We start from the raw sequence: 20113 nt of genomic DNA, 5'->3' as shown, positions 1-20113 counted from the left end.
AAGGATCGCCGCCATGCGCAAAAGCACCGACCGTATTCTGGCCACTCACGCAGGGTCCCTCCCCCGCACCCCTGAACTGCTTGCCGCGAACGCAGCACGGGAAGCCGACCCTTCGGATACCGAGGGTTACGCGGACCTGCTGCAGGCCGCCGTCGCCGATATGGTGCGCCGCCAGCTGCAGGCGGGCATCGACATTCCCAACGACGGCGAATACGGGCACGCGATGTCCGCCGACGTCGACTACGGTGCCTGGTGGTCCTATTCCTTCTCCCGGCTCGGCGGCCTGAGCGTGGCCGAAACCGGAATCTGGAACATGGAGCCGCACCGCTCGGAGCCGGGCAACGTGGTCCTCACCAGCTTCGGAGACCGCCGCGACCGCCGGCGCTTCGCTGATGCCTACACCGACCCGTCCTCCGGCATCACCACCGGCGCCCAGAAGGTCTTCCCCAAGGTCACGGGGCCCGTGGAGTACACCGGGTACGACGCCGTGGCCCGCGACATTGCCAACCTCAAGGCCGGCCTGGCCGGCTCGGGTGCAACGGAAGGCTTCCTCGCCTCACTCTCCCCCGGTTCCTGTTCGCGGATTGCCAACGAGTACTACGCCACGGAGGAGGAGTTCATTTACGCCTGCGCGGACGCGATGCGGGAGGAATATCGAGCCATTGTCGACGCCGGGCTGATCGTCCAGATTGACGATCCGTCCATCGCGGAGAACTGGGACCAGATCAATCCCGAACCTTCCGTCAGCGACTACCTCAAGTTCACGCAGATCCGGGTGGAAGCACTGAACTACGCCCTGCGGGGCCTGCCCGAAGAGCAGATCCGCTTCCACCTGTGCTGGGGCTCCTGGCACGGACCGCACACCACGGATATCGAGTTCCGCCATCTGACGGACACCCTGCTGCAGATCAACGCCGGTGCCTACAGCTTCGAAGCCGGCAACGTGCGGCACGAGCACGAATGGCGGGTCTGGGAAGACACCAAGCTGCCGGACGGAAAAGTCCTTCTTCCCGGCGTCGTCTCCCACGCCACCAACGTCGTGGAACATCCGGAACTGGTGGCGGACCGGATTGAGCGTTTCGCCCGGCTGGTGGGCCGCGAAAACGTCATCGCTTCCACCGACTGCGGGCTCGGCGGACGGGTGCATCCGCAGATTGCGGCCGCGAAGCTGGCGGCCCTCGGAGAAGGTGCCCGGCTGGCCAGCAGCCGGCTTTGGTAGGCGGAGGCAGGGCCTGAATACCGGCAACGAGTAGTTTCAGGAAAAGCAGGACCGACCGGCGGCAGGCGCGCGTCTGCCGCCGGGACCGTTTTTTTGGCATGCTTAGGGGTATGTCTAATCGTGCCGGCCAGCGTGCCGAACCTTCCGACCTTGTAGATCTCACCGCGCTTTTGGACGCCTATTATGACGTCGTCCCGGATCCGTCCAATGTCGCCCAGCGCGTTGCGTTCGGCACCTCCGGGCACCGCGGATCCTCCCTCAACGGGGCGTTCAATGAGCAGCACATCGCGGCAATCACCCAAGCCATCGTGGAATACCGTACGTCTGCGGGAATCACCGGACCGCTGTTTATGGGCAAGGACACGCACGCGCTGTCCGAACCGGCACAGAACACCGCGCTGGAGGTCCTGGCCGCCAACGGCGTGAATGTGCTCATCGATGCACGCAACGGATTCACCCCCACCCCCGCCGTCAGCCACGCCATCCTGGTGCACAATTCCACGCGCACCGAGCAGGCGGACGGGATTGTGGTCACCCCTTCGCACAATCCGCCGGCGGACGGCGGCTTCAAGTACAACCCGCCCACGGGCGGACCCGCCGGATCGGACATCACCAACTGGATTGCCGACCGCGCCAACCAGCTGATGGAGAACGGCCTGGACGGTGTCCGCCGCATTCCGCTGGGCGAGGCACGCCTGGCCGATTCGGTGGGCACCTATGACTTCCTGGCGCACTACGTGGAAGACCTGCCCGCGGTGCTGAACCTGGACGCCATCCGCAGCGCCGGGCTCCACATCGGCGCCGATCCGCTCGGCGGTGCCTCCGTGGACTACTGGGGCGCCATCGCGGAACGGCACAAGCTGAACCTGACCGTGGTCAATCCCAATGTTGACCCGCAGTGGGCCTTTATGACCCTGGACTGGGACGAGAAGATCCGCATGGACTGCTCCTCGCCCTACGCCATGGCATCGCTGATTTCCCGGGCCGGGGACTACGACATTGCCACCGGCAACGACGCCGACGCCGACCGGCACGGCATTGTCACCCCGGATGCGGGACTCATGAACCCGAACCATTACCTGGCCACCGCCATTGACTACCTGTACCGCAACCGGTCCGGGTGGAGCGCGGACGCCATGGTCGGCAAGACCCTCGTCTCCTCCTCCATGATCGACCGGGTCACCGCTGATCTGGGGCGGGTCCTCATGGAGGTACCCGTGGGCTTCAAGTGGTTCGTACCTGGCCTGCTCTCGGGCGAAACCGCGTTCGGCGGCGAAGAATCCGCAGGTGCGTCCTTCCTCCGGCTCGACGGCCGGCCCTGGAGCACCGACAAGGACGGCCTCCTGCTGGCCCTGCTGGCCTCCGAAATGACGGCCGTGACCGGCAAGACCCCGTCCCAGCGGTACCGAGAGCTGACAAATCAGTTCGGCGATCCCGAATATGCACGCGTGGACGCGCCCGCGACCCGCGAGCAGAAGGCAGCGCTGGCCAAGCTCTCGCCGTCGGACGTCACTGCCACCACCCTGGCCGGTGAGGAGATCACGGCACGCCTGACCGAGGCGCCGGGCAACGGTGCGCCCATCGGCGGACTGAAGGTGACCACGGAGAACGCGTGGTTCGCCGCCCGCCCCTCGGGCACCGAGGACGTCTACAAGATCTACGCCGAGTCCTTCAAGGGCGAGGAACACCTGCACCAGGTCCAGGCCGAAGCCAAGGCCATTGTGGACGGCGTAATCTCCTAGGTTCCGCTAAAAAAACGGAAGGGGTGCACCGGTTGGTGCGCCCCTTCCGTTTATCCGCAGCGGATCACAGCAGCCGGCGCAGGACCCGTTTCTTCAGTCCGGTGTAGGGCGGGTACGCGAACCGGAGGGTGTCCAGCAGGGTGCCCTTGGTGAAGACCGGCCGCAGCTGGCTGAACGTGTCGAAGGTGTATTTCCCGTGGTAGGCGCCGGTGCCGCTGGCACCTGCACCGCCGAACGGCAGGCCTGGCACGGCCAGCTGCACGGTGCTGGCGTTGTGGCTGATGCTGCCGGCCCGGACCCCGTCCTCGAACGCCTTCCGGTCCGCCGCGGAATTGCTGTACAGGTAGGCGGCCAGCGGTACGGGACGGGAGTTGATGAACTTCATGGCCTCAGCCAGGTCTTTTACCTCGATGATCGGCAGGATGGGTCCGAAGATCTCCTCCTGCATCACGGGTGAATCCGGGGCCACGTCGGTGAGGATGGTCGGTTCCAGGTACAGGCTGCCGCGGTCGCTGCGCCCGCCGGCCAGGATGGTGCCGCTGTCCAGCAGGCCCACCAGCCGTTCCCAGTGCTGTTCGTTGACGATCCGGCCCAGGTCTACGCTCCGGGACGGGTCCTTGCCGAACTGCTCCGTGACGGCCCGCACCAGGTGCTTTTTCAGCGCCGGCGCCGCTTCCTCGGTCACCAGGACGTAGTCCGGGGCCACGCAGGTCTGCCCGGCGTTGAGCAGCTTCCCGAAAACCAGCCGGCGGGCAACGGCGGCCCAGTTGCCGTCCAGCACCACGGCGGGCGATTTGCCGCCCAGTTCCAAGGTGACCGGGGTGAGGTGCTCCGCGGCGGCCTGCAGGACAATCCGGCCGACGCGCTCCCCGCCGGTGAAGAAGATCGAGTCGAACTGTTCCTTCAGCAGGGCGGTGCTGGCCTCCTGCCCGCCCTCGACCACAGCGACTGCGGCCGGGTCAACGTAGCGCGGCAGCAGGTCGGCCAGCACGGCCGACGTCGCCGGGGCCAGTTCGCTGGGTTTGAGCACCGCGGCGTTCCCGGCGGCCAGGGCGCCGACCAGCGGCGCCAGGACCAGCTGCACCGGATAGTTCCACGGGCCGATGATGAGCACCACGCCCAGCGGCTGCGGTTCGGTCCGGGCCGACGCCGGCTGCAGGCCCGGCGGAACCGGGACGCGCCGGCTGCGGGTCCACTTTTCCAGATGCTTGAGCGCGTGTTCGGCTTCGGCCCGCACCAGCGAAAGCTCGGTGACGTAGCTTTCCAGCGGATTTTTGCCCAGGTCTGTTGCCAGGGCGTCGGTCAGTTCCTGTTCCCGCTCGTGAAACAGGCGGATGAGCCCCTCGAGCTGCTCCCGCCGCCAGGCGAGGGGCCGGGTACGCCCGGATGCGTAGGTTTCGCGGACCTGGGCCAGGACGGCGGGAACAGCTGCCGGGGAAGGTTCCGGGGAACCGTCGGGGGAATTGCCGGGGGGTGCAGGGAATGCTGAGACTATTTCGCTCATGCCTGGGTGGTTTCCTTCGGTGCGATTTCGTCGGTGGAAGCGGCGGGTTTCCGGCCGGTGAAGTGGTCCATGGACTGGTAAACCTTGAAGACGCGTCCGGCCACCACGTCCCAGGCCGGCTGCGGCAGTACGTTGCGCAGGGCACTGCCCAGGGCCACGGTCCACGGCAGCTGGAGCCGTGCCTTCCCCGCCAGCAGGGCCTCCCAGGCCTTGTCCACCACGTATTCCGGTTCCATCAGCGGCGTCAGCAGCGGCCCGCGGGCGCCCTCGAACATCCCCGTCTTGATGTAGCTGGGAATCAGCGTGGTCACACAGACGTGGCCGTTGCCGGACTCGTTCAGTTCCAGGCGCAGGGAATCGCTCCAGCCGATGACTGCCCACTTCGAGGCCGTGTAGACACTCATTTTCGGGACGGACAGCGTGCCGGAGGCCGAGGCCACGTTGAGGATGCGTGCGGGGGTGCGGCGCTCGATCATGCCCGGCAGGAAGGCCCGCGTTATCTGCATGGGTGCGAGCGTATTAATCTGCATCACGGCGTCTATGTCCGCTGCCGGCGCGTGTTCCCAGAAGTATTTGCCGCGCACTATTCCGGCGTTGTTGATCAGGATGTCCGGAACCCCGGCCTCCCGGATGACCTGCGAGGCGGTGTCGGTGATCTCCGGCAGGGAGGCAACGTCCACCGTGTAGGGGTGGATAGCTGCGGCGCCCAGTTCCCGCAGCGCCGCAGCCGTGTCCGCCAGGGCCTCGGCATTGAGGTCCCACAGCACCACGGCCGCCGCCCCTTCGCGCACAGCACGCTCGGCGTACAGGCGGCCCATGCCCATGGCGGCGCCCGTGATCAGAACTACGCGTCCTGCAACTGAAATGCTCATGCTGCTCCATCGTCCAGTCGGTACGTGATTGCCAAGGCCCTGTCCTGCACCTGGCACCCTTCTTATGCAACGTAACATCCCGGATATCAGAGGCGGCTAGAATTTTGTCTAAACACCCCTTTCTCCGGAAGGCACCACCATGAGCAGATTCGGTATGGACTGGACCCTCCACGGAGACGGCAGAACCATCCGGCCGGGCTCCTATGTTGCTCCCGAGGAGAGGCTGAGCTGGCCGCGGACCATCGGCATCGGCTCCCAGCACGTGGTGGCCATGTTCGGCGCCACTTTCCTCGTGCCGCTCCTGACCGGTTTTCCGCCGGCCACCACCCTGCTGTTCTCCGGCATCGGCACCATCCTGTTCCTGATCATCACCGCCGGCCGGGTGCCCAGCTATCTGGGCTCGAGCTTTGCGTTCATTGCACCGATCGGCGCGGCCACCAATCAGCACGGCCCGGGCGGTGCGCTGGGCGGCATCATCATGGCCGGCTTTGTCCTGTTCCTGGTCGGACTCGCAGCGCAGCTGGCCGGTACCCGCTGGATCCAGGTCCTGATGCCGCCGGTTGTCACCGGCACGATCGTTGCCCTGATCGGGCTTAACCTAGCCGGTTCGGCAAGGGACAATTTCGAGCAGGGCCCGCTCACTGCCACCATCACCGTGGTGGTGATCCTGCTGAGCACCGTCCTGTTCAAGGGATTCCTTGGCCGGTTGTCGATCCTGGTCGGAGTAGTGGCCGGATACATCGCGGCCATGCTGCAGGGCGAGGTGGATTTCCAGGCCATCGGCGACGCCGCCTGGATCGGGCTGCCGGAATTCATGTCCCCCACCTTCCACTTCTCGGTGATCGGACTGTTTGTTCCGGTGGTCCTGGTGCTGGTGGCCGAAAACATCGGGCATGTGAAATCCGTGGCGGCCATGACCGGCCGCGATCTGGACCCGTACGCCGGCCGGGCGCTGATGGCCGACGGCGTGGCCACCATGCTGGCCGGCTCCGGCGGCGGCTCTGCCACCACCACCTACGCGGAAAACATCGGCGTTATGGCGGCCTCCCGCGTGTACTCCACGGCGGCCTACTGGGTGGCCGGCATTGTCGCCATCCTGCTGAGCCTGTTCCCGAAGTTCGGCGCGATGATCGCCACGGTGCCCGGCGGGGTGCTGGGCGGTGCCGGCGTCGTTCTCTACGGCATGATCGGCATCCTGGGCGTGCGCATCTGGGTGGACAACCGGGTGAATTTCTCCAACCCCATCAACCTGTCCACCGCCGGGCTGGGCCTGATCATTGCCATCGCGAACTTCACCTGGATCGTGGCGGGGCTGGAGTTCGGCGGCATTGCGCTGGGCACCGGGGCCACCCTGATTGCCTATCACGGCATGCAGGCGATCGCCCGCTGGCGGGGCACAGATCCGGACCAGCCGCACGAGGACACCGGAGCCAAACCAAGCCGGCTCGGCTAGCCGAAGGCTATGCCCCTTCCAGGACCTGGCGGGTGGCCTGCGCAACATACTTCGCTGCCTGCTCCATTGCATCCTGCGGCCGCTGCACCACGTCCAGCAGGCTGACCGCCGCGACAATTCCGTACTCCTCCAACTGGTCCGGAGTCAGGGTGATCCGGCCGGCCACGGCCACCACGGGAATTCCGGCGTCCCGGGCGCGGGCCGCAACCGCCAGCGGAGCCTTGCCGTAGCGCGACTGCTCATCAAGGGAGCCTTCACCGGTAAGCACCAGGTCGCAGCGGATGAGTGCGGCGTCCAGGCCGGTAAAGGCACTGAGCAGTTCAAACCCGGGGTTCAGCGACGCCCCGGTAAAGGCCAGGAACCCGGACGGGAAGCCGCCCGCCGCACCGGCGCCGGGGACATCGACGTCGACCCCGGTTGCGGACTTCAGGAGATCCGCCCAGTTGGTCAGCGCCTCTTCGAGGACCGGCATTTCCGCGGGACCGGCACCTTTCTGGCCGCTGAAGACCGCCACCGTACCAACAGGGCCGAGCAGCGGATTGGTTACGTCGGCGGCGATCCGCAGATCCACCTCCGCCAGCCGCGGGTCCAGGCCGGCAGCGTCCAGCGAGGCGGCGTGCATCAGGCCCGCTCCTCCGGCAGGAACCGGCACACCGTCGCGGTCCAGGATCTTCAAACCCAGGGCGGCCAGCGCTCCGGAGCCGCCGTCCGTCATGGCCGACCCGCCGATGCCAAGGATGATGGTGCGCGCACCGGCGTCGAGCGCCTCGCTGATCAACTGGCCGCTGCCGTAACTGGTGGCGTCCAATGCCGTCCCCGGGGTGGGATCCAGCAGGGCCAGCCCGCTGGCCCGCGCCGTTTCGATCAGGGCCGTATGTCCTTCGAGGGCCCACACCGCGGTGACTTCGCGGCCCAGCGGCCCCCGAACCCGGGCGGTGCGGGGCTGCGCCCCGGCGGTCAGTGCGGCGTCCAGGGTGCCCTCGCCGCCGTCGGCCACTGGAACCGCGGTGACTACGGCGTCCGGATAGACCGCCAGCACCCCTTCACCCATGGCCGCTGCGGCTTCCGCAGAACTGAGGGTTCCCTTGAACTTGTCCGGAGCAATAACTACGCGCATGCCTTCATCCTGCCAGTCGGGACGGACAAGGGGCGTTTAATCAGGCGTTACGTCCACTGCCCGCGGTCTTTGAGGACGTCCACCAGGATGTCCGAACGGTCAGAGACAATCCCGTCCACGCCCAGGTCCAGCAGCCGGTTCATGGTCGGCGCGTCGTTCACGGTCCAGACGTGGACCTGGATTCCGGCGCGGTGGCAGCTGCGGACAAACCCCGGTGTCACCACGGGTACGGGACCGAACCGCAGCGGAACCTGGACACACTGGAACCGGCCCAGCCGGGCGAGGAGGCCGGCCGCCCCCAGCGGAGCGAGCAGGCGCAGTGCCGCTGTCAGGGCACTGCCGGCGGAGCTTGCGGCCGGCCGGGTGAGGCGGCGCAGGGTGCCCAGACGGCGGACGTCCGAGAAGGACGCGACGAGGACCCGGTCATGGGCGGAGTGCTTTTCTATCAGCGCAGCCAGCAGTGCCGCCCCGGCCGCATCCTTGACATCAACGTTCAACCGCATCTGCGGCCATTCGGTCAGAAGCTCTTCGAAGGTGGGGATCTGTTCCGCCCCGCCTATCAGCACCTCGCGGAGTTCCTTCCGGGTGAGCTGGCTGATTTTCCCCACCACCCCGCCGGACAGCCGGTCGACGGTTTCGTCGTGGAAGGCCATCAGGATGCCGTCGCGGCTGGTGCGCACGTCCGTTTCCAGGTAGCTGATCCCCAGCTCCGCCGCGGCCCGGAAGGCCGGGAGCGTGTTTTCGCAGCCTTCGGGGGAAAAGCCCCGGTGAGCCAGGGCGATGGGCGCCGGCGACGATGCCGGGCGGATGTTCCCGGTGTCCCGAGGGGCACGGAAGTATGGATAGGTTGCCAGCACATTTGTACCCTACCAAGGACCGGCCTAATCCAAAGGCGGTCCTTGGCGCGGGGGCACGAGCCTAGACTGGCAGGACCGCGACCGGCAGCAGCTCCAGCCGGTTTAGCTCGTGGAGGTCAGTACCGTGCCTGACATGCTCGCCGCCCTGCCCCGTTTCGGGGCTTTGCTGAACCGGCCGCTGCAGCGGCTGCGCGGAAGCGCCCGCGTAGCTCCGGCCACCCTTGGTTTTATTGCACTGTTCTGGATCCTGGGCGCATTCACCGACTCGGTTGGACGAGGTCCCGAGGGGCCGCTGCTGGACTGGGTAACCGTCTCCGTGGACTCCGTGGCTGAGCATCCGGCAGCGCTGGTTCTGTGCGGTTTCTGGGCCGGCAGCCCGGCCGGCTATCTGGGCGGGACCCTGTTCGCACTGCTGGCAGGCCTCCCCTGTGAGCGGCTGCTGGGAACCGGACGGTTCCTGCTCGCTGGTCTGGGCGGGCAGGTTGCGGGTCTGCTGCTGACCGCGGGGTTCGCCTATCTGACCAGTGCCTCAATCGGTGACTGGTCCCGTATCCTCGTCTCCGAGTCCTATGTGGGCCCGACGGCGTTCCTGGCCGCCGCCCTTGCCGCCGCAAGCGCACAGCTCGGGACCCTGTGGCGCCGCCGCCTGCGGGTTAGTCTCTTCACTCTGCTGGTCCTGCTGGCGCTTTACGGTGGAAGCTTTTCCAGCCTCGCGGTCCTCGGCGCGGCCGTTACCGGCGTGGCGGCGGGACCCTATCTGGCCGGCCGGCGGCCTGCCCTTCCGCGCCGGCTGGTCACCAGCAGGCGCGAAGCCCGGGTCCTGGTGGCGCTGATAGTGCTGGCCTCCGCCGCCGGCCCGGTGATCAGTGCACTCAGCACCCAGCCCGTAGGCCCGCTGGCGGTGCTGCGGTACCTGTTCACGGATGTGGAGGTCCGCACTCCCGCAGAACTGGCGCAGCTATGCGGCGTCGAATCGGATTCCGCACGCTGCGCCGCTGCACGTCTTCAGCTGCGCGCCGGACCTGCGGCGTTTTTCCTGGCCACTCTGCCGCTGGTGCTGCTCGCCGTTTTTTCCGACGGCCTGCGCCGGGGGAGGCACTTTGCCTGGCTGGCCGCCTTGCTGCTGCAGGGAGCCATGACCGTGCTGGCCGCAGTACGGATCGGCCGGTTGCTGGCAGGACAAGGCAACCTGTCCCCGGGCACCGGAAGTTTTATTGCACTGGTGGTGCCCATGGCGGTTCCGCTGGCCGTGTTGGTGCTGCTTGCCTTCACCCGCAGGCTCTTTCCGGTCGCAGCCCCCGCCGGCACCTACCGCCGACTCGCGGGGACCGTGGCCCTGCTGGCCGTCCTGCTCGCCGCGCTCTATCTGGGCGCGGGCCTGCTGAACCGCAACGGCTTCTCCCCCGCGGCGACACCGGCCCTGCTCACGGCGGATCTGCCCGGACGGTTCCTTCCCGTTCTGGAGGTGACCAGCCGCGCACCCGGAATCGTGCCCGAGAACCTGCCCGCGGTGCTGCTCTACGAGGGGGTGGGGGTGCTTTTCTGGATTGTCACGTGCACTCTGCTGCTGCGCTCTTTCCTGGTGCCGCCGGACAGCCCGGCCGCCAGGGACACAGACCGCGCCCGCTCACTGCTTCGGACCCACGGCGGCAGCACGCTCGCATGGATGACCCTCTGGCAGGGTAATCACTACTGGTTCTCCCCCGGCGGGAATTCCTACGTTGCCTACCGGCTGGACCTCGGTGTGGCCCTCACCGTTGGGGAGCCGGTGGGCCCCCGGGAGGAGCTGCGCAGCTCCGTGGAAGGCTTTGCGGCGTTCTGTGCCGCCAACGGCACCGCGGCCTGCTTCTATTCGGTGGGACCCCAGGTACGTGAGGCCAGTGAACGGCTGGGGTTTTCCTCGCTCCAGGTGGCGGAGGAGACCGTGCTCCCGCTGGGGTCGCTGGTCTTTAAAGGGAAACGGTTCCAGGACATCCGCACAGCCATGAACCAGGCGCGCAAGCACGGCATCCGCGCGCAGTGGGTGAGGTATCCCAGTGCACCGCTGGCGGTGAAGGACCAGGTCTACGCCATTTCGGAGGAGTGGGTGGCGGATAAGAAGATGCCCGAAATGGGGTTCACGCTGGGCGGGCTGGAAGAAGTGGACGATCCGGAGGTGCGGTGCCTGCTGGCCGTCGACTCAGACGGCACCGTGCATGCAGTGACGTCCTGGCTCCCGGTGTACCGCGACGGATCCGTTGCGGGCTGGACCCTGGATTTTATGCGCCGGCGCAGCAGCGGCTTCCGGCTGGGGATGGACTTCCTCATCGCCTCCGCTGCCCTGTCCCTCCAGGACGAAGGCTTTTCCTTCCTCAGCCTGTCCGGGGCGCCGCTTGCCCGTGCACCCGATCACGACGACGGCGCGGAGGAAGGACCGCCCGTCATGGAACGGCTGCTGGACCGGTTGGGGGACACGCTGGAACCCGTGTACGGATTCCGGTCCCTGCTGGCCTTCAAAGCCAAGTTCGGCCCGGAATACGTGCCGCTGTTCATGACCTATCTGGATCCGGCGTCACTGCCGGCCATCGCCAACGCCCTGACCCGGGCATATGTCCCCGATTTGTCGTTCAGCCAGGGGTTGTCGCTGGCCCGCCGGATCGTGGACCGCACCGGATGAGGCCGCCGCAGGCCGTGCTGTCCCTGTCGCTGATTGACGGGTTCCTCCCGACCGTTTTCCTGGCCCTGGGCGTCGTCGCCCTGCTGTGGCTCGGGATAGCCGGAAGGAAGCTGGGACTGCGCACCATCCTGGTCTTCGCCATTGTGGCCGCGGGCAGCACGGCGCTGCTCTACGTGCTCGCCGAACATATATTTCTCTGGTGGAATGCTTCCCTGCCGCGGACGCTTTACGTCTACAGCGCCCTGGCGGTCCTGGGCTTCCAGCTGGCCTTTCGCCAGGTGACGGCCCCGGGGACTCCGGCCGTCCGCCGGGCAGCCGGGGTCCTGGCCGCACTGGCCCTGCTGGGAGCACTGGCCTGCACGGTGAACCTTGCCTATGCCCAGTACCCTACGGTGCGGTCCCTGCTGGATCCTCCGTCAGCCACTGATGATCCGCTGCCCCGGCCCGCCGACGCCGGCGCGGACCGGCCTGCTGCCTCCGAGCAGAACTGGTCCCCGCCGCCGGACATGCCCGGGGAAGGACAGGTGTACCGCGCCGAGATCCCGGCGGCGGGCTCCGGATATGCCTCCCACCCTGCCCTGATCTACCTCCCGCCGGCGTACCTCGCCGACCCCGGCGCCGTCAGCCTGCCGGTGCTGGTCCTGATCCACGGCCAGCCCGGTTCGCCGAATGACTGGCTGGTCAGCGGCCGGATAGCCGAAATGATGGACGGCTTTGCGGCCCGCCATGCCGGACTGGCACCGGTTGTCGTGATGCCGGACGCCAGCAACGACTCCAACCCCGACTGGCCGCTGTGCCTGGACACCTCGGTCAGCGACTCGGCCACCTACCTGGCCCGGGACCTTCCCGCCTGGGTTCAGCAGCAGCTGGGGGCCGGGACGGCGGGCGCCCGCCAGTGGGCCGTCGCCGGGTATTCGTTCGGCGGCACGTGCGCGGTGCAGCTGGCCGCCAACCATCCCGACGTCTACCCGACGTTCCTCGACATCGCCGGGGAAAACGAACCCACCGACGCCGAGGGCCACCAGGCGCTGCTGGACACCTACTTCGGCGGCGATGAACGGGCGTTTGCGGAACAGAACGCCGTGGACCGGTTCCGCCGGATGTCATTCCCGGAACTCGCCGGCATTGTCGTCGTCGGACGTGAGGACAAGGTCTACGCGCCGGAGGGGCGGCAGGTGTACGAGGCGGCCCGGGCCGCCGGTGCGGACGTACAGCTCCAGGAGCTTCCGGGCGGTCATTCCTGGCAGGTCTGGCGGGCCGGGCTGGAGAACAACCTGGACTGGCTGTCCCGGCGGCTTGGCATACTTGATCCATGAGCCCGGATCCCGTGCAGCGCCCCGCCCCCGTTGAAAATCCGCTGCGGCGCCTGCTGCATGCGATCACCCGTGCAACCTCGCCGCACGTGACCCTGCTGGTCATTCTGGCTGCCGGCCTGGTTCCGGCCCTGGCCCTTACCCTGGTGTCCGCAGAGGTCTATGACTCGGTCACGGATGCCGACGGCATCGCCGGGCTGGACCGGCCGGCACTGGATCAGGCGCTGCAGCTGCGCAACCCGGAACTCGACGCAGCCGTCACCGGCTTCACCAACCTGGCGGGCACTGTCGGCATGCCGATCATTGCCGGACTCGTGGTGCTGGTGATGTGCCTGCGCTGGCGTTCCTGGACGCCGCTGATCCTCACGGCTGCCGCAGCCGGCGGTTCCCTGCTGATGACGGTGACCGGAAAGGCACTCATCGGGCGGACCCGGCCGGCCCTGGCCGACGCCGTGCCCCCGTATGAGTCCTCCGCCTCGTTCCCGAGCGGGCACACCCTGAACTCGATTGTTATCGCGGGGATCCTGGCCTATCTGGTGATCCTGCACGTGCATAACCGCCGGGCGAAAGCAGCTGTTGTCCTGGCGGCAGCGGCCTTTACCTTCGCGGTGGGCATGAGCCGGGTTTACCTCGGCCATCACTGGCTGACGGACGTCCTGGTGGCCTGGACGCTCGGAGCCGCTTGGCTGGCGGTGGTGATTACCGCGCACCAGCTCCTGAGGCGGCTTCCCGAACATCGAGCAGCTGCTCAAGGATCACTGCCACGCCGTCGTCCGTAAAGCCGGGCGCGGTGTAGGCCGCCGCCTCGCGGGCGGCAGGGTGTCCGGAGGCCATCGCGTAGCCCCGGCCGGCCCATCCCAGCATGGAAATGTCATTGGGCATGTCGCCGAAGGCTATGGTCTCTGCCGCGTCGATACCCTTCTCCTTGGCATAGGCGGCCAGCGTCGCGGCCTTGTTCAGGCCCGGCAGTGACATTTCCAGCAACGGCATCCGCGGTGCCGAGTGCGTGGTCTCCACCAGCTTCGACACGGCCGGCGCCACCCGGCGCAGGAACTCATCCGGGGAGATGTCGGCTCCTCGGGCGAGGAATTTCGCCACACCCGGTGAGCCCGCGAGGGATTCGTGCAGCGGTCCGGGAATGATGCCGCCGAGTAGTTCGATGGATCCGGTATCCACAAAACCGTCCTCAAGATGGAGCCCGTCCACCGTTTCCGCCGCGAAACGTGCCCGCGGGAAAAGGTCCCTGATGACTTCCGCGGCAGCGAACATCTGTTCAAGCGGGAGCAGCCGGGTGGAGAGGACCTGCTCGGCGGCCAGGTCATAGGTGATGGCCCCGTTGGAGCAGATCACGGTACCCTCGTGCCCGATCCGCTCGCGCAGCGGATCCAGCCAGCGGGGCGGGCGTCCCGTCACGAAGACGACGTCGATGCCCGCTGCCATGCAGGCCCGGAAGGCCCTGACGGTCCGGTCGCTGATGCTGTTGTCCGCACCCACGATGGTGCCGTCCATGTCACTTGCTATCAGCCGTACCGGCCCCCGCTGTCCCTGCATGGAATCCAGCTTACTTCCGGGATCAGCGCCGAATCGACACAGTGCAGGCCGCAGGGTGCGCGGCCTGCACGGAACCTAGTCCCCGGGGATTTCCGCCGTGCCGATCATCGTGGCCCGCGCCAGGGTGTGGGTGAAGAGGGCGAAGCCCAGGGCAGCCGGGGTGGCGTCCGGCGGGACGTCCAGATTCTCCGTATCCACGGCGTGGACCACCACGAAGTAGCGGTGCCGTCCGTGTCCGGCGGGCGGGGCCGCGCCCACAAAGCCGGCAAATCCGGCGTCGTTGGCCAACTGCACGCTGCCGGCGGGCATCTGTCCCGTGTTGGCTGCATCCGCAGCGAGTCCGGTGACCGAAGCCGGAATATTAAAGGCGGCCCAGTGCCAGTAGCCGCTGGCGGTGGGGGCATCGGGATCGTACATCGTGACGGCGAAGCTGCGGGTCTCCTCCGGGAACCCGGACCAAGTCAGCTGCGGCGAGGCATCGCTGCCGTCGGCTACCCCCATCTTGGCGCTGTACTGGGCTGGTGCGAACGTGGCTCCGTTCGCAAATTCCTCACTCTCGACGGTGAACTCGGGCACCTGCGGGAGGGCCTCGTACGGGTTTCGGCTTTCCACTGTTTTCCTCTCAGATCATGGGGTATTACGGCACTGCGGGCATACGCAGCTAGGGTTGCGGCGCCGGAGTCAGAGGACTTCGCGGCGGTACGGCGGGTTGGCTCCGGCGCGGGACACGGTGACGGCGGCGGCGCGGGCGGCAAAGGAGATCAGCTCCCGGAGTTCCGTCACGCTGACCCGGGCGAGGTCGCTGCGGCGGGCACCGCCGTCGAGCTCCCGGTCCATCAGCCCCACCAGCAGGGCGGACATAAAGGAATCCCCCGCACCCACGGTGTCCACGACGGTGACGGCCGGTGCGGCCACTTCGCATTCACCGGACGCGGCCACAGCCCACGGCCCCTTCGAGCCCCGCGTGACCACGACTATGGAGGGGCCGGCCGCGAGCCAGCGCCGCGCGGATTCCTCCACCGGTTCGTCGGGGTAAAGCCATCGCAGGTCCTCGTCGGAGGCCTTGACGACGTCGCCCAGTGCCACGAATTTTTCTGCCTGTTCCCGGGCATAGGAGACGTCGGTGATGATCGTCGGGCGGCAGTTCGGATCATAGGTGATGGTGCATCCGGGCCGTGCCCGTTCCACGGCGTGCAGCACGTGTCCGGCACCTGGCGAGAGCATGGATGCGATGGATCCGGTGTGCAGCATGGTGGTGCCGTCCAGCAGTGCCGGAAGGTCCAGGCCGGGCAGCGTCCATTCCAGGTCGAAGGTATACCGGGCACCGCCGGCCGGATCCAGCACGGCCGTGGCCACACTGGTAGGCAGCTCATCGGCTTCGAAGGCGGTCAGCACCGAATTGCTGCGGAGGTGCTCGGCGATCATCGCACCGTAGGTGTCCGAGCCGAAGCGCCCCACAAACTGCACCGGCCGGCCCATCCGTGCCACGCCCACCGCCACATTCAACGGGCTGCCGCCGGGGTGCGACCGCCGCGGCGCCGTGTCGCTGACAACTTCATCCACAAGGGCTTCGCCAATAACTGTAAGCACACCGCCAACCTAACAGAGCACTCTTTTTGTTTCCTTAAACGGCAGGGATTCCGGCGGCCTCGCAGACCACGTCGACGACGGCGTCCCATGCCTCGGTGCCGGGGGTAATCATTGCGAAATGGTCCCCCGGGATCATGCGCAGCTGTGCCCGGGTTCCGCTGGCCCGGGCGGCATCCACCCAGCTGCTGGAGGAGCTCAGCGGCACAGTGCTGTCTTCCTCGCCGTGCAGCGCCCAGACCGGAACCTGCAGCGGCAGGGCATGCATGGGGTCGGCATCCCGGTAACGCCGGGGATCCTCTTCCGGTGTGCAGCCGAGGAAGTTCCGCACCGCCCCGTCGCTCAGGCCCAGCTCATGGGCCTCGGCCAGGTTAAGGACACCGGAAGAGCTGACGACGCCGGCCGGTGTAACGTGCGGGTCGGTGCGGGCGGCAGCGAGCACGGCCAGGTGGCCCCCGGCGGAGTGGCCCAGGAGGACCACCCGGGAGAGATCGACGTCGTGCTCCCGGGCAGCCGGCGCCAGTGCGTCGATCCCTGCGCAGACATCCTCGAACGTTTCCGGCCAGCCCCCGCCGTTGCCGGCCCGCCGGTACTCAAGGTTCCAGGCGGCAAACCCGCGCGCGGCCAGGTCCGCCGCCAGCGGCCGGCCCAGCTCGGCGTCGTAGGCTGCACGCCAGTAGCCGCCGTGGATGATGACCACCACGGCGTGTGCCGCGGAGCCGGGGAGCGTGAGCTCGGCGTACTGGTCCGGGTCCGGACCGTAGGAAACATGCAAGGCTGTCACCGGCATGAGGATCCTTCCTGCTCGCGGGCTTAATCTGATAGGGAGCCTATCGCCGTGTAGAAAAAACACTGTGCCGTAGGGGGCGACAGGCAGGGGAAAGGAATACAGCTTTGAGCGCGTGGGACACACTGGATGAGCGGCTGCGGCCCACAGTCCAGGCCAGCACCGATGAATATGCCCGGGTCCGGCCGGGACTGGAAGCGGTCACCGCAGAAATGGAAGCGAACCTGCGCGCCGTTTTTGCCGACAGCCCGGTGAAGCCGCTGTTTGTTGCCTCGCGCACCAAGACGGTGGAATCTTTCCGGGACAAGGCCTCCCGGATGCTGCCGCCGGAACATCCCGGGGAACTTCCCACCCTGCTGTTCCCGGATCCGCTGCGCAACCTGATTGATCTGGTGGGCCTGCGGATCATCATGACGCTGCCGCACGAGGTGGATCAAGCGGCCAACCTGATCAAGCGCCAGCGGGCGGAGTTCGACTGCCGCGGCGACCGTGAGAAGGATATCGGCTCCATCGAATCCGGTACCTACGGCTACTCCAGCCGGCATCTGATCCTGCGGACCATCCAGAACGAGACCGTCCGGCAGTTCCACAAGCTGCTGGAACCGGATCAGCGTCCCAACGGCAGTTACCTGTTCGAGGTGCAGATCCGCACCGTGCTGGCCCACGCCTGGTCTGAAATCGAGCACGACATCCGCTTCAAGGCCGGTGATCCGCGGGCCTGGAACCCCTATTTCGACCGCCAGTTCACGGCCACGGCCGCCATGCTGGAGACGGTGGAGACGGCCTTCGCCGAGCTGCACGAACGCTATGAAACCGTCACCGGGTACTGGGACGAGGAGGGCCAGGGCAGCGCACCGCTGACCCCGAACCGGATCCGGGATGTGTGGATGACCCTGTTGCCTCACGTTAACCGGAAGTCCGGAGATGACTGGGGCTGGGCCGCGGAAATGCTGGCTGCGCACGGGATGAAGACCACCATGGACCTGGCCGACCTGCTGCAGGCCGACGCCATCACCAAGGTCCGGGCCGCCCTGGACCACCGGTACTCCCCCGGCCCGGACCGGCTGCTGGATGACCTGCTGCTCTGGCGCTTCGGCAGGAAGCACATTGACCTCACGGCGGAGCCGGAGGACGCCCCGGCCAAACCCCGCCGGGAATCCCTGGGCCGCCGCTACCGCCAGATGCAGCTTTACCGGGCAAGGGAATCCGAGCAGTAAGACCAGGCGCCGGCCGCTCCGGCGTTAATTCCCGGAACCTTGCCCGGCACTGCCGGGGCGCATAGTTTTGCCTCGTGGCCAGGAAACTTTCAGGACAGGATGCGCGGCGGATGCGGCGGCAATCGCAGCTGCTGGGCGTTTCGGGCCTTTCCCCGGCCGACGTCGTACGCCGCGCGGTGGCACTGCAGGGGCAGGACCTGCCGGCCGTCCTGCGTGCCATTGCCGTCCGCTCCCGCCCGGGAACCACCGTTCAGGATGTCCGGGACGCTTTTGACCGGGGCGAACTGGTGCGCGGCTGGCCCATGCGCGGCACCCTGTTCGCCACCACGCCGGAACATCTGGCGACGCTGTTGTCCTTCACGGCGGAGCGGATCCGCAACATGGCGGCGCGGCGGCGGTCCGAGCTGGGCCTCGATGAATCGATTGTGGCGCGGGGCCGGGACATCCTGCGTGAGGCCCTGGGCGAGCGTCCCCTGCGCCGCTCGGAAGTTCTGGAACTCTGGGAAGCGGCGGGGATCCCCACCTCCGAGGGCCGGGGATATCACCTGCTTATGCACCTTTCCGTGGAGGGGTTGGCGCACTGGGGACGGTTTTCTCCGGGCAGTTCGGAGCAGCTCCTCACCCTTACGGCACCGGCCGCTGCCGACCCGGACTCTGCCAACGATGCCGACTTGTCCGCGGTGGTCCGCGGCTTCGTGCTCGCCCGGGGCCCGGTCACGGAGAACGATCCGGCGTGGTGGACCAAGCTGCCCAAGACCATGGTGCGGAAGGCGGCAGCCGGCATTGAGGACCTGGTCAAGGTGGAAGTGGACGGTCGGCCGGCGTGGATCATCGGTGAGCCGGAGATTCCGGAGCCTTCCGGAGTGTCACTGGTGCCGGCGTTTGATGAGTGGATCCTCGGGTACGCGGACCGCTCCCTGGTTGCAGGCCCGGCGATGCTGGCCGCTATCGTCCCGGGCGGCAACGGCGTCTTCCGTCCCGCTGTCCTCGACGACGGCGTGGCGGTGGGCACCTGGCGGCTGCCCCGCACCTCCTCCCGGGCCACCCCGGAACCGGTCATCGACCTGGTGGAACGGGTCTCGGCAGCCAAGCGGCGGGCCATTGCGCAGGCGGTGGCGGACTGGCCGCACGGCTGACGGGTGGTGCGCGTAGGCGGCTTCGCAGGATCAGAGCCAGACGGCCCCGGTCAGGCCGAAGCGCGCCGCACCAGGCGAACCGGCGGCAGCGGTGATTCAGCCGACTGCCCGCTGGCTCCTGCTTCGTTTTCCGGCAGGTCCAGCGAAGAAATAGCCATCCGCGCGAACCGCTTCCCGAGCGACTGGGCGTCCACCGAGACGCTCGTCAGCGGAGGCACTGCCAGCGACGCCAGCGGGATGTCTTCGGCGCCGATGACGGCCAGGTCCTCCGGGGCGGTCCGGCCGTGTGCCGCCAGCCCGGCCAGCAACGCGAAGGCATGCTCGTCGTCGAAGGCGCAGGCCGCGGTCACCGGCTCCGGGCCCTCCAGCCAGCGGCCGACGACGGCGGCTGCCTCCCCGGCGTCCAGCCCCAGCCGCGCCACCACCGGGGGCGGCAGATGCAGCCGGGCGCAGGCGTCCTCGATGGCGGCCAGCCGGACATCCACCCGCCAGGCGTAACCGGACTCCGGCGGCACCGCCACGCCGATCCGCTGATGTCCGGCCTCGGCCAGGTGCTGCACCTGCCGCGCTCCGATGCCGAGGTCCGGTGCCAGGGGGTTCTCCTGCGCCTGGTGCAGGGACGCCACCCGGAGACCAGTTGCCGCCAAGGCTGCCAGTTCCTGCTCCGGGAGCGGAGTGATGAGGATCAGCGCTGCCGGCGCCAGCGACTGCACCAGGGACGGCGCTCCCCCCTGTGCCGGCAGCCGGTGCGCCACCAGGCGCAGTCCCTGCCGTTCCACCTCTTCAGAGGCGGCGTCGATGATGATCGCCAGGGCGCGGCCCAGCGGTTCAGGCGGCAGCAGCATCAGCACCAGGTCGCTGCGGCCGCGGCGCAGGGTGCGGGCGGCGGTCGACGGCGCATAACCAAGGTCCCTCGCCGCGTCGAGCACCCGTCCCCGCGTCGCGGAGGAGATGCTCTGCCCGGTGCGTCCGTTGAGTACGTAGCTGACGGTGGCGCGGGAGACGCCCGCAGCCTGCGCGACGTCGTTGGACGTAACCCTGCGGTTCATTGAAGTCCCTCTGTCGCTTCGGCCTCGGCCGCGCCGGCCCGAAACACGGCGAC

The 20113-nt window shown here is 67.8% G+C and carries 17 protein-coding genes; 8 read left to right on the top strand and 9 right to left on the bottom strand.

The genetic code is table 11. The annotated features are described in order from the left end of the window. The first annotated feature begins 13 nt into the window (after nt 1–13). Together NNX37_RS05915 and pgm are read left to right on the top strand one after the other, a co-directional pair. The gene (locus tag NNX37_RS05915; RefSeq protein ID WP_255791377.1) at nt 14–1219 is read left to right on the top strand and encodes a cobalamin-independent methionine synthase II family protein; all 1206 of its coding nucleotides are present in this window, start codon (nt 14–16) and stop codon (nt 1217–1219) included. A gap of 110 nt (nt 1220–1329) precedes the next feature. Next, nucleotides 1330–2961: a phosphoglucomutase (alpha-D-glucose-1,6-bisphosphate-dependent) gene (gene pgm, locus NNX37_RS05910; RefSeq protein ID WP_255791376.1), complete on the top strand. Its 1632-nt coding sequence runs from the start codon at nt 1330–1332 to the stop codon at nt 2959–2961. 64 nt (nt 2962–3025) lie between these two features. Here pgm and NNX37_RS05905 read toward each other — a convergent pair whose 3' ends face one another. After that, nucleotides 3026–4465, bottom strand: a complete 1440-nt coding sequence (locus tag NNX37_RS05905) for an aldehyde dehydrogenase family protein (protein WP_255791375.1) — start codon at nt 4463–4465, stop codon at nt 3026–3028. Next, complete coding sequence (locus NNX37_RS05900; protein ID WP_255791373.1) at nt 4462–5337, bottom strand: SDR family NAD(P)-dependent oxidoreductase; 876 nt, start codon at nt 5335–5337, stop codon at nt 4462–4464. The genes NNX37_RS05905 and NNX37_RS05900 overlap by 4 nt, the downstream gene beginning before the upstream one ends. Nucleotides 5338–5476: 139 nt before the next feature. On the opposite strand from NNX37_RS05900, the gene NNX37_RS05895 reads away from it, so the two are divergent. Continuing rightward, nucleotides 5477–6790: a uracil-xanthine permease family protein gene (locus tag NNX37_RS05895; RefSeq protein ID WP_255791372.1), complete on the top strand. Its 1314-nt coding sequence runs from the start codon at nt 5477–5479 to the stop codon at nt 6788–6790. Nucleotides 6791–6797: 7 nt separating this feature from the next. On the opposite strand, the gene NNX37_RS05890 is transcribed toward NNX37_RS05895, so the two are convergent. Further along, on the bottom strand, nt 6798–7907 hold the full coding sequence (locus NNX37_RS05890; RefSeq protein ID WP_255791370.1) for a glycerate kinase: 1110 nt from the start codon (nt 7905–7907) through the stop codon (nt 6798–6800). Nucleotides 7908–7954: 47 nt separating this feature from the next. After that, nucleotides 7955–8764: a glycerophosphodiester phosphodiesterase family protein gene (locus NNX37_RS05885; RefSeq protein ID WP_308206303.1), complete on the bottom strand. Its 810-nt coding sequence runs from the start codon at nt 8762–8764 to the stop codon at nt 7955–7957. Nucleotides 8765–8897: 133 nt separating this feature from the next. On the opposite strand from NNX37_RS05885, the gene NNX37_RS05880 reads away from it, so the two are divergent. Genes NNX37_RS05880 through NNX37_RS05870 form a run of 3 tightly spaced genes read left to right on the top strand, consistent with a single transcriptional unit; the run spans nt 8898 to nt 13512 of the window. Next, a complete protein-coding gene (locus tag NNX37_RS05880; protein WP_255791529.1) occupies nt 8898–11420 on the top strand; it encodes a bifunctional lysylphosphatidylglycerol flippase/synthetase MprF in 2523 nt (840 codons plus the stop codon). Then, the gene (locus tag NNX37_RS05875) at nt 11417–12736 is read left to right on the top strand and encodes an alpha/beta hydrolase (RefSeq protein ID WP_255791368.1); all 1320 of its coding nucleotides are present in this window, start codon (nt 11417–11419) and stop codon (nt 12734–12736) included. The genes NNX37_RS05880 and NNX37_RS05875 overlap by 4 nt, the downstream gene beginning before the upstream one ends. Next, nucleotides 12733–13512 carry a phosphatase PAP2 family protein gene (locus tag NNX37_RS05870; protein ID WP_255791367.1) on the top strand — a complete coding sequence of 260 codons (780 nt, stop codon included), beginning with the start codon at nt 12733–12735 and terminating at the stop codon, nt 13510–13512. The genes NNX37_RS05875 and NNX37_RS05870 overlap by 4 nt, the downstream gene beginning before the upstream one ends. Here the strand turns inward: NNX37_RS05870 and NNX37_RS05865 are convergent. The 4 genes from NNX37_RS05865 to NNX37_RS05850 all read right to left on the bottom strand — a co-directional run bounded on the left by NNX37_RS05865 (nt 13433) and on the right by NNX37_RS05850 (nt 16661). Continuing rightward, a complete protein-coding gene (locus tag NNX37_RS05865; RefSeq protein WP_255791366.1) occupies nt 13433–14284 on the bottom strand; it encodes an HAD family hydrolase in 852 nt (283 codons plus the stop codon). The two genes, NNX37_RS05870 and NNX37_RS05865, sit on opposite strands and share 80 nt — an antisense overlap. A 75-nt stretch (nt 14285–14359) precedes the next feature. Continuing rightward, nucleotides 14360–14896 (bottom strand): YbhB/YbcL family Raf kinase inhibitor-like protein, encoded by a 537-nt coding sequence (locus tag NNX37_RS05860; RefSeq protein WP_255791365.1) that lies wholly within the window; start codon nt 14894–14896, stop codon nt 14360–14362. A 69-nt stretch (nt 14897–14965) separates the two neighbouring features. Beyond that, the gene (locus NNX37_RS05855; RefSeq protein ID WP_255791364.1) at nt 14966–15874 is read right to left on the bottom strand and encodes a carbohydrate kinase family protein; all 909 of its coding nucleotides are present in this window, start codon (nt 15872–15874) and stop codon (nt 14966–14968) included. A 34-nt stretch (nt 15875–15908) separates the two neighbouring features. Further along, nucleotides 15909–16661, bottom strand: coding sequence for an alpha/beta hydrolase family protein (locus tag NNX37_RS05850; RefSeq protein ID WP_407079925.1), 753 nt, complete (start codon nt 16659–16661; stop codon nt 15909–15911). A 104-nt stretch (nt 16662–16765) separates the two neighbouring features. On the opposite strand from NNX37_RS05850, the gene NNX37_RS05845 reads away from it, so the two are divergent. Together NNX37_RS05845 and NNX37_RS05840 are read left to right on the top strand one after the other, a co-directional pair. Further along, a complete protein-coding gene (locus NNX37_RS05845; protein WP_255791362.1) occupies nt 16766–17875 on the top strand; it encodes a GTP pyrophosphokinase in 1110 nt (369 codons plus the stop codon). Nucleotides 17876–17949: 74 nt separating this feature from the next. After that, entirely contained in the window at nt 17950–19011 is a 1062-nt protein-coding gene (locus NNX37_RS05840; protein ID WP_255791361.1) for a winged helix DNA-binding domain-containing protein, read from the top strand. Nucleotides 19012–19061: 50 nt separating this feature from the next. On the opposite strand, the gene NNX37_RS05835 is transcribed toward NNX37_RS05840, so the two are convergent. After that, complete coding sequence (locus NNX37_RS05835; RefSeq protein WP_255791359.1) at nt 19062–20060, bottom strand: LacI family DNA-binding transcriptional regulator; 999 nt, start codon at nt 20058–20060, stop codon at nt 19062–19064. Nucleotides 20061–20113: the final 53 nt, after the last annotated feature.

Origin of the sequence: Arthrobacter zhaoxinii, assembly GCF_024385505.1 — a bacterium.
Taxonomy (GTDB): Bacteria; Actinomycetota; Actinomycetes; order Actinomycetales; family Micrococcaceae; genus Arthrobacter_B; species Arthrobacter_B zhaoxinii.
Note: the sequence above shows the minus strand (reverse complement) of the source record. Positions and strands in the feature narration are given on the sequence as shown.

What these genes read in the sequence shown, in the direction of transcription:
- NNX37_RS05880 (WP_255791529.1), top strand. Translation starts at nt 8,898, where the DNA reads ATGCTCGCCGCCCTGCCCCGTTTCGGGGCTTTGCTGAACCGGCCGCTG.
- NNX37_RS05850 (WP_407079925.1), bottom strand. Translation starts at nt 16,661, where the DNA reads ATGCCGGTGACAGCCTTGCATGTTTCCTACGGTCCGGACCCGGACCAG.
- NNX37_RS05835 (WP_255791359.1), bottom strand. Translation starts at nt 20,060, where the DNA reads ATGAACCGCAGGGTTACGTCCAACGACGTCGCGCAGGCTGCGGGCGTC.
- NNX37_RS05890 (WP_255791370.1), bottom strand. Translation starts at nt 7,907, where the DNA reads ATGCGCGTAGTTATTGCTCCGGACAAGTTCAAGGGAACCCTCAGTTCT.
- pgm (WP_255791376.1), top strand. Translation starts at nt 1,330, where the DNA reads ATGTCTAATCGTGCCGGCCAGCGTGCCGAACCTTCCGACCTTGTAGAT.
- NNX37_RS05905 (WP_255791375.1), bottom strand. Translation starts at nt 4,465, where the DNA reads ATGAGCGAAATAGTCTCAGCATTCCCTGCACCCCCCGGCAATTCCCCC.
- NNX37_RS05875 (WP_255791368.1), top strand. Translation starts at nt 11,417, where the DNA reads ATGAGGCCGCCGCAGGCCGTGCTGTCCCTGTCGCTGATTGACGGGTTC.
- NNX37_RS05870 (WP_255791367.1), top strand. Translation starts at nt 12,733, where the DNA reads ATGAGCCCGGATCCCGTGCAGCGCCCCGCCCCCGTTGAAAATCCGCTG.
- NNX37_RS05895 (WP_255791372.1), top strand. Translation starts at nt 5,477, where the DNA reads ATGAGCAGATTCGGTATGGACTGGACCCTCCACGGAGACGGCAGAACC.
- NNX37_RS05900 (WP_255791373.1), bottom strand. Translation starts at nt 5,337, where the DNA reads ATGAGCATTTCAGTTGCAGGACGCGTAGTTCTGATCACGGGCGCCGCC.
- NNX37_RS05865 (WP_255791366.1), bottom strand. Translation starts at nt 14,284, where the DNA reads ATGCAGGGACAGCGGGGGCCGGTACGGCTGATAGCAAGTGACATGGAC.
- NNX37_RS05915 (WP_255791377.1), top strand. Translation starts at nt 14, where the DNA reads ATGCGCAAAAGCACCGACCGTATTCTGGCCACTCACGCAGGGTCCCTC.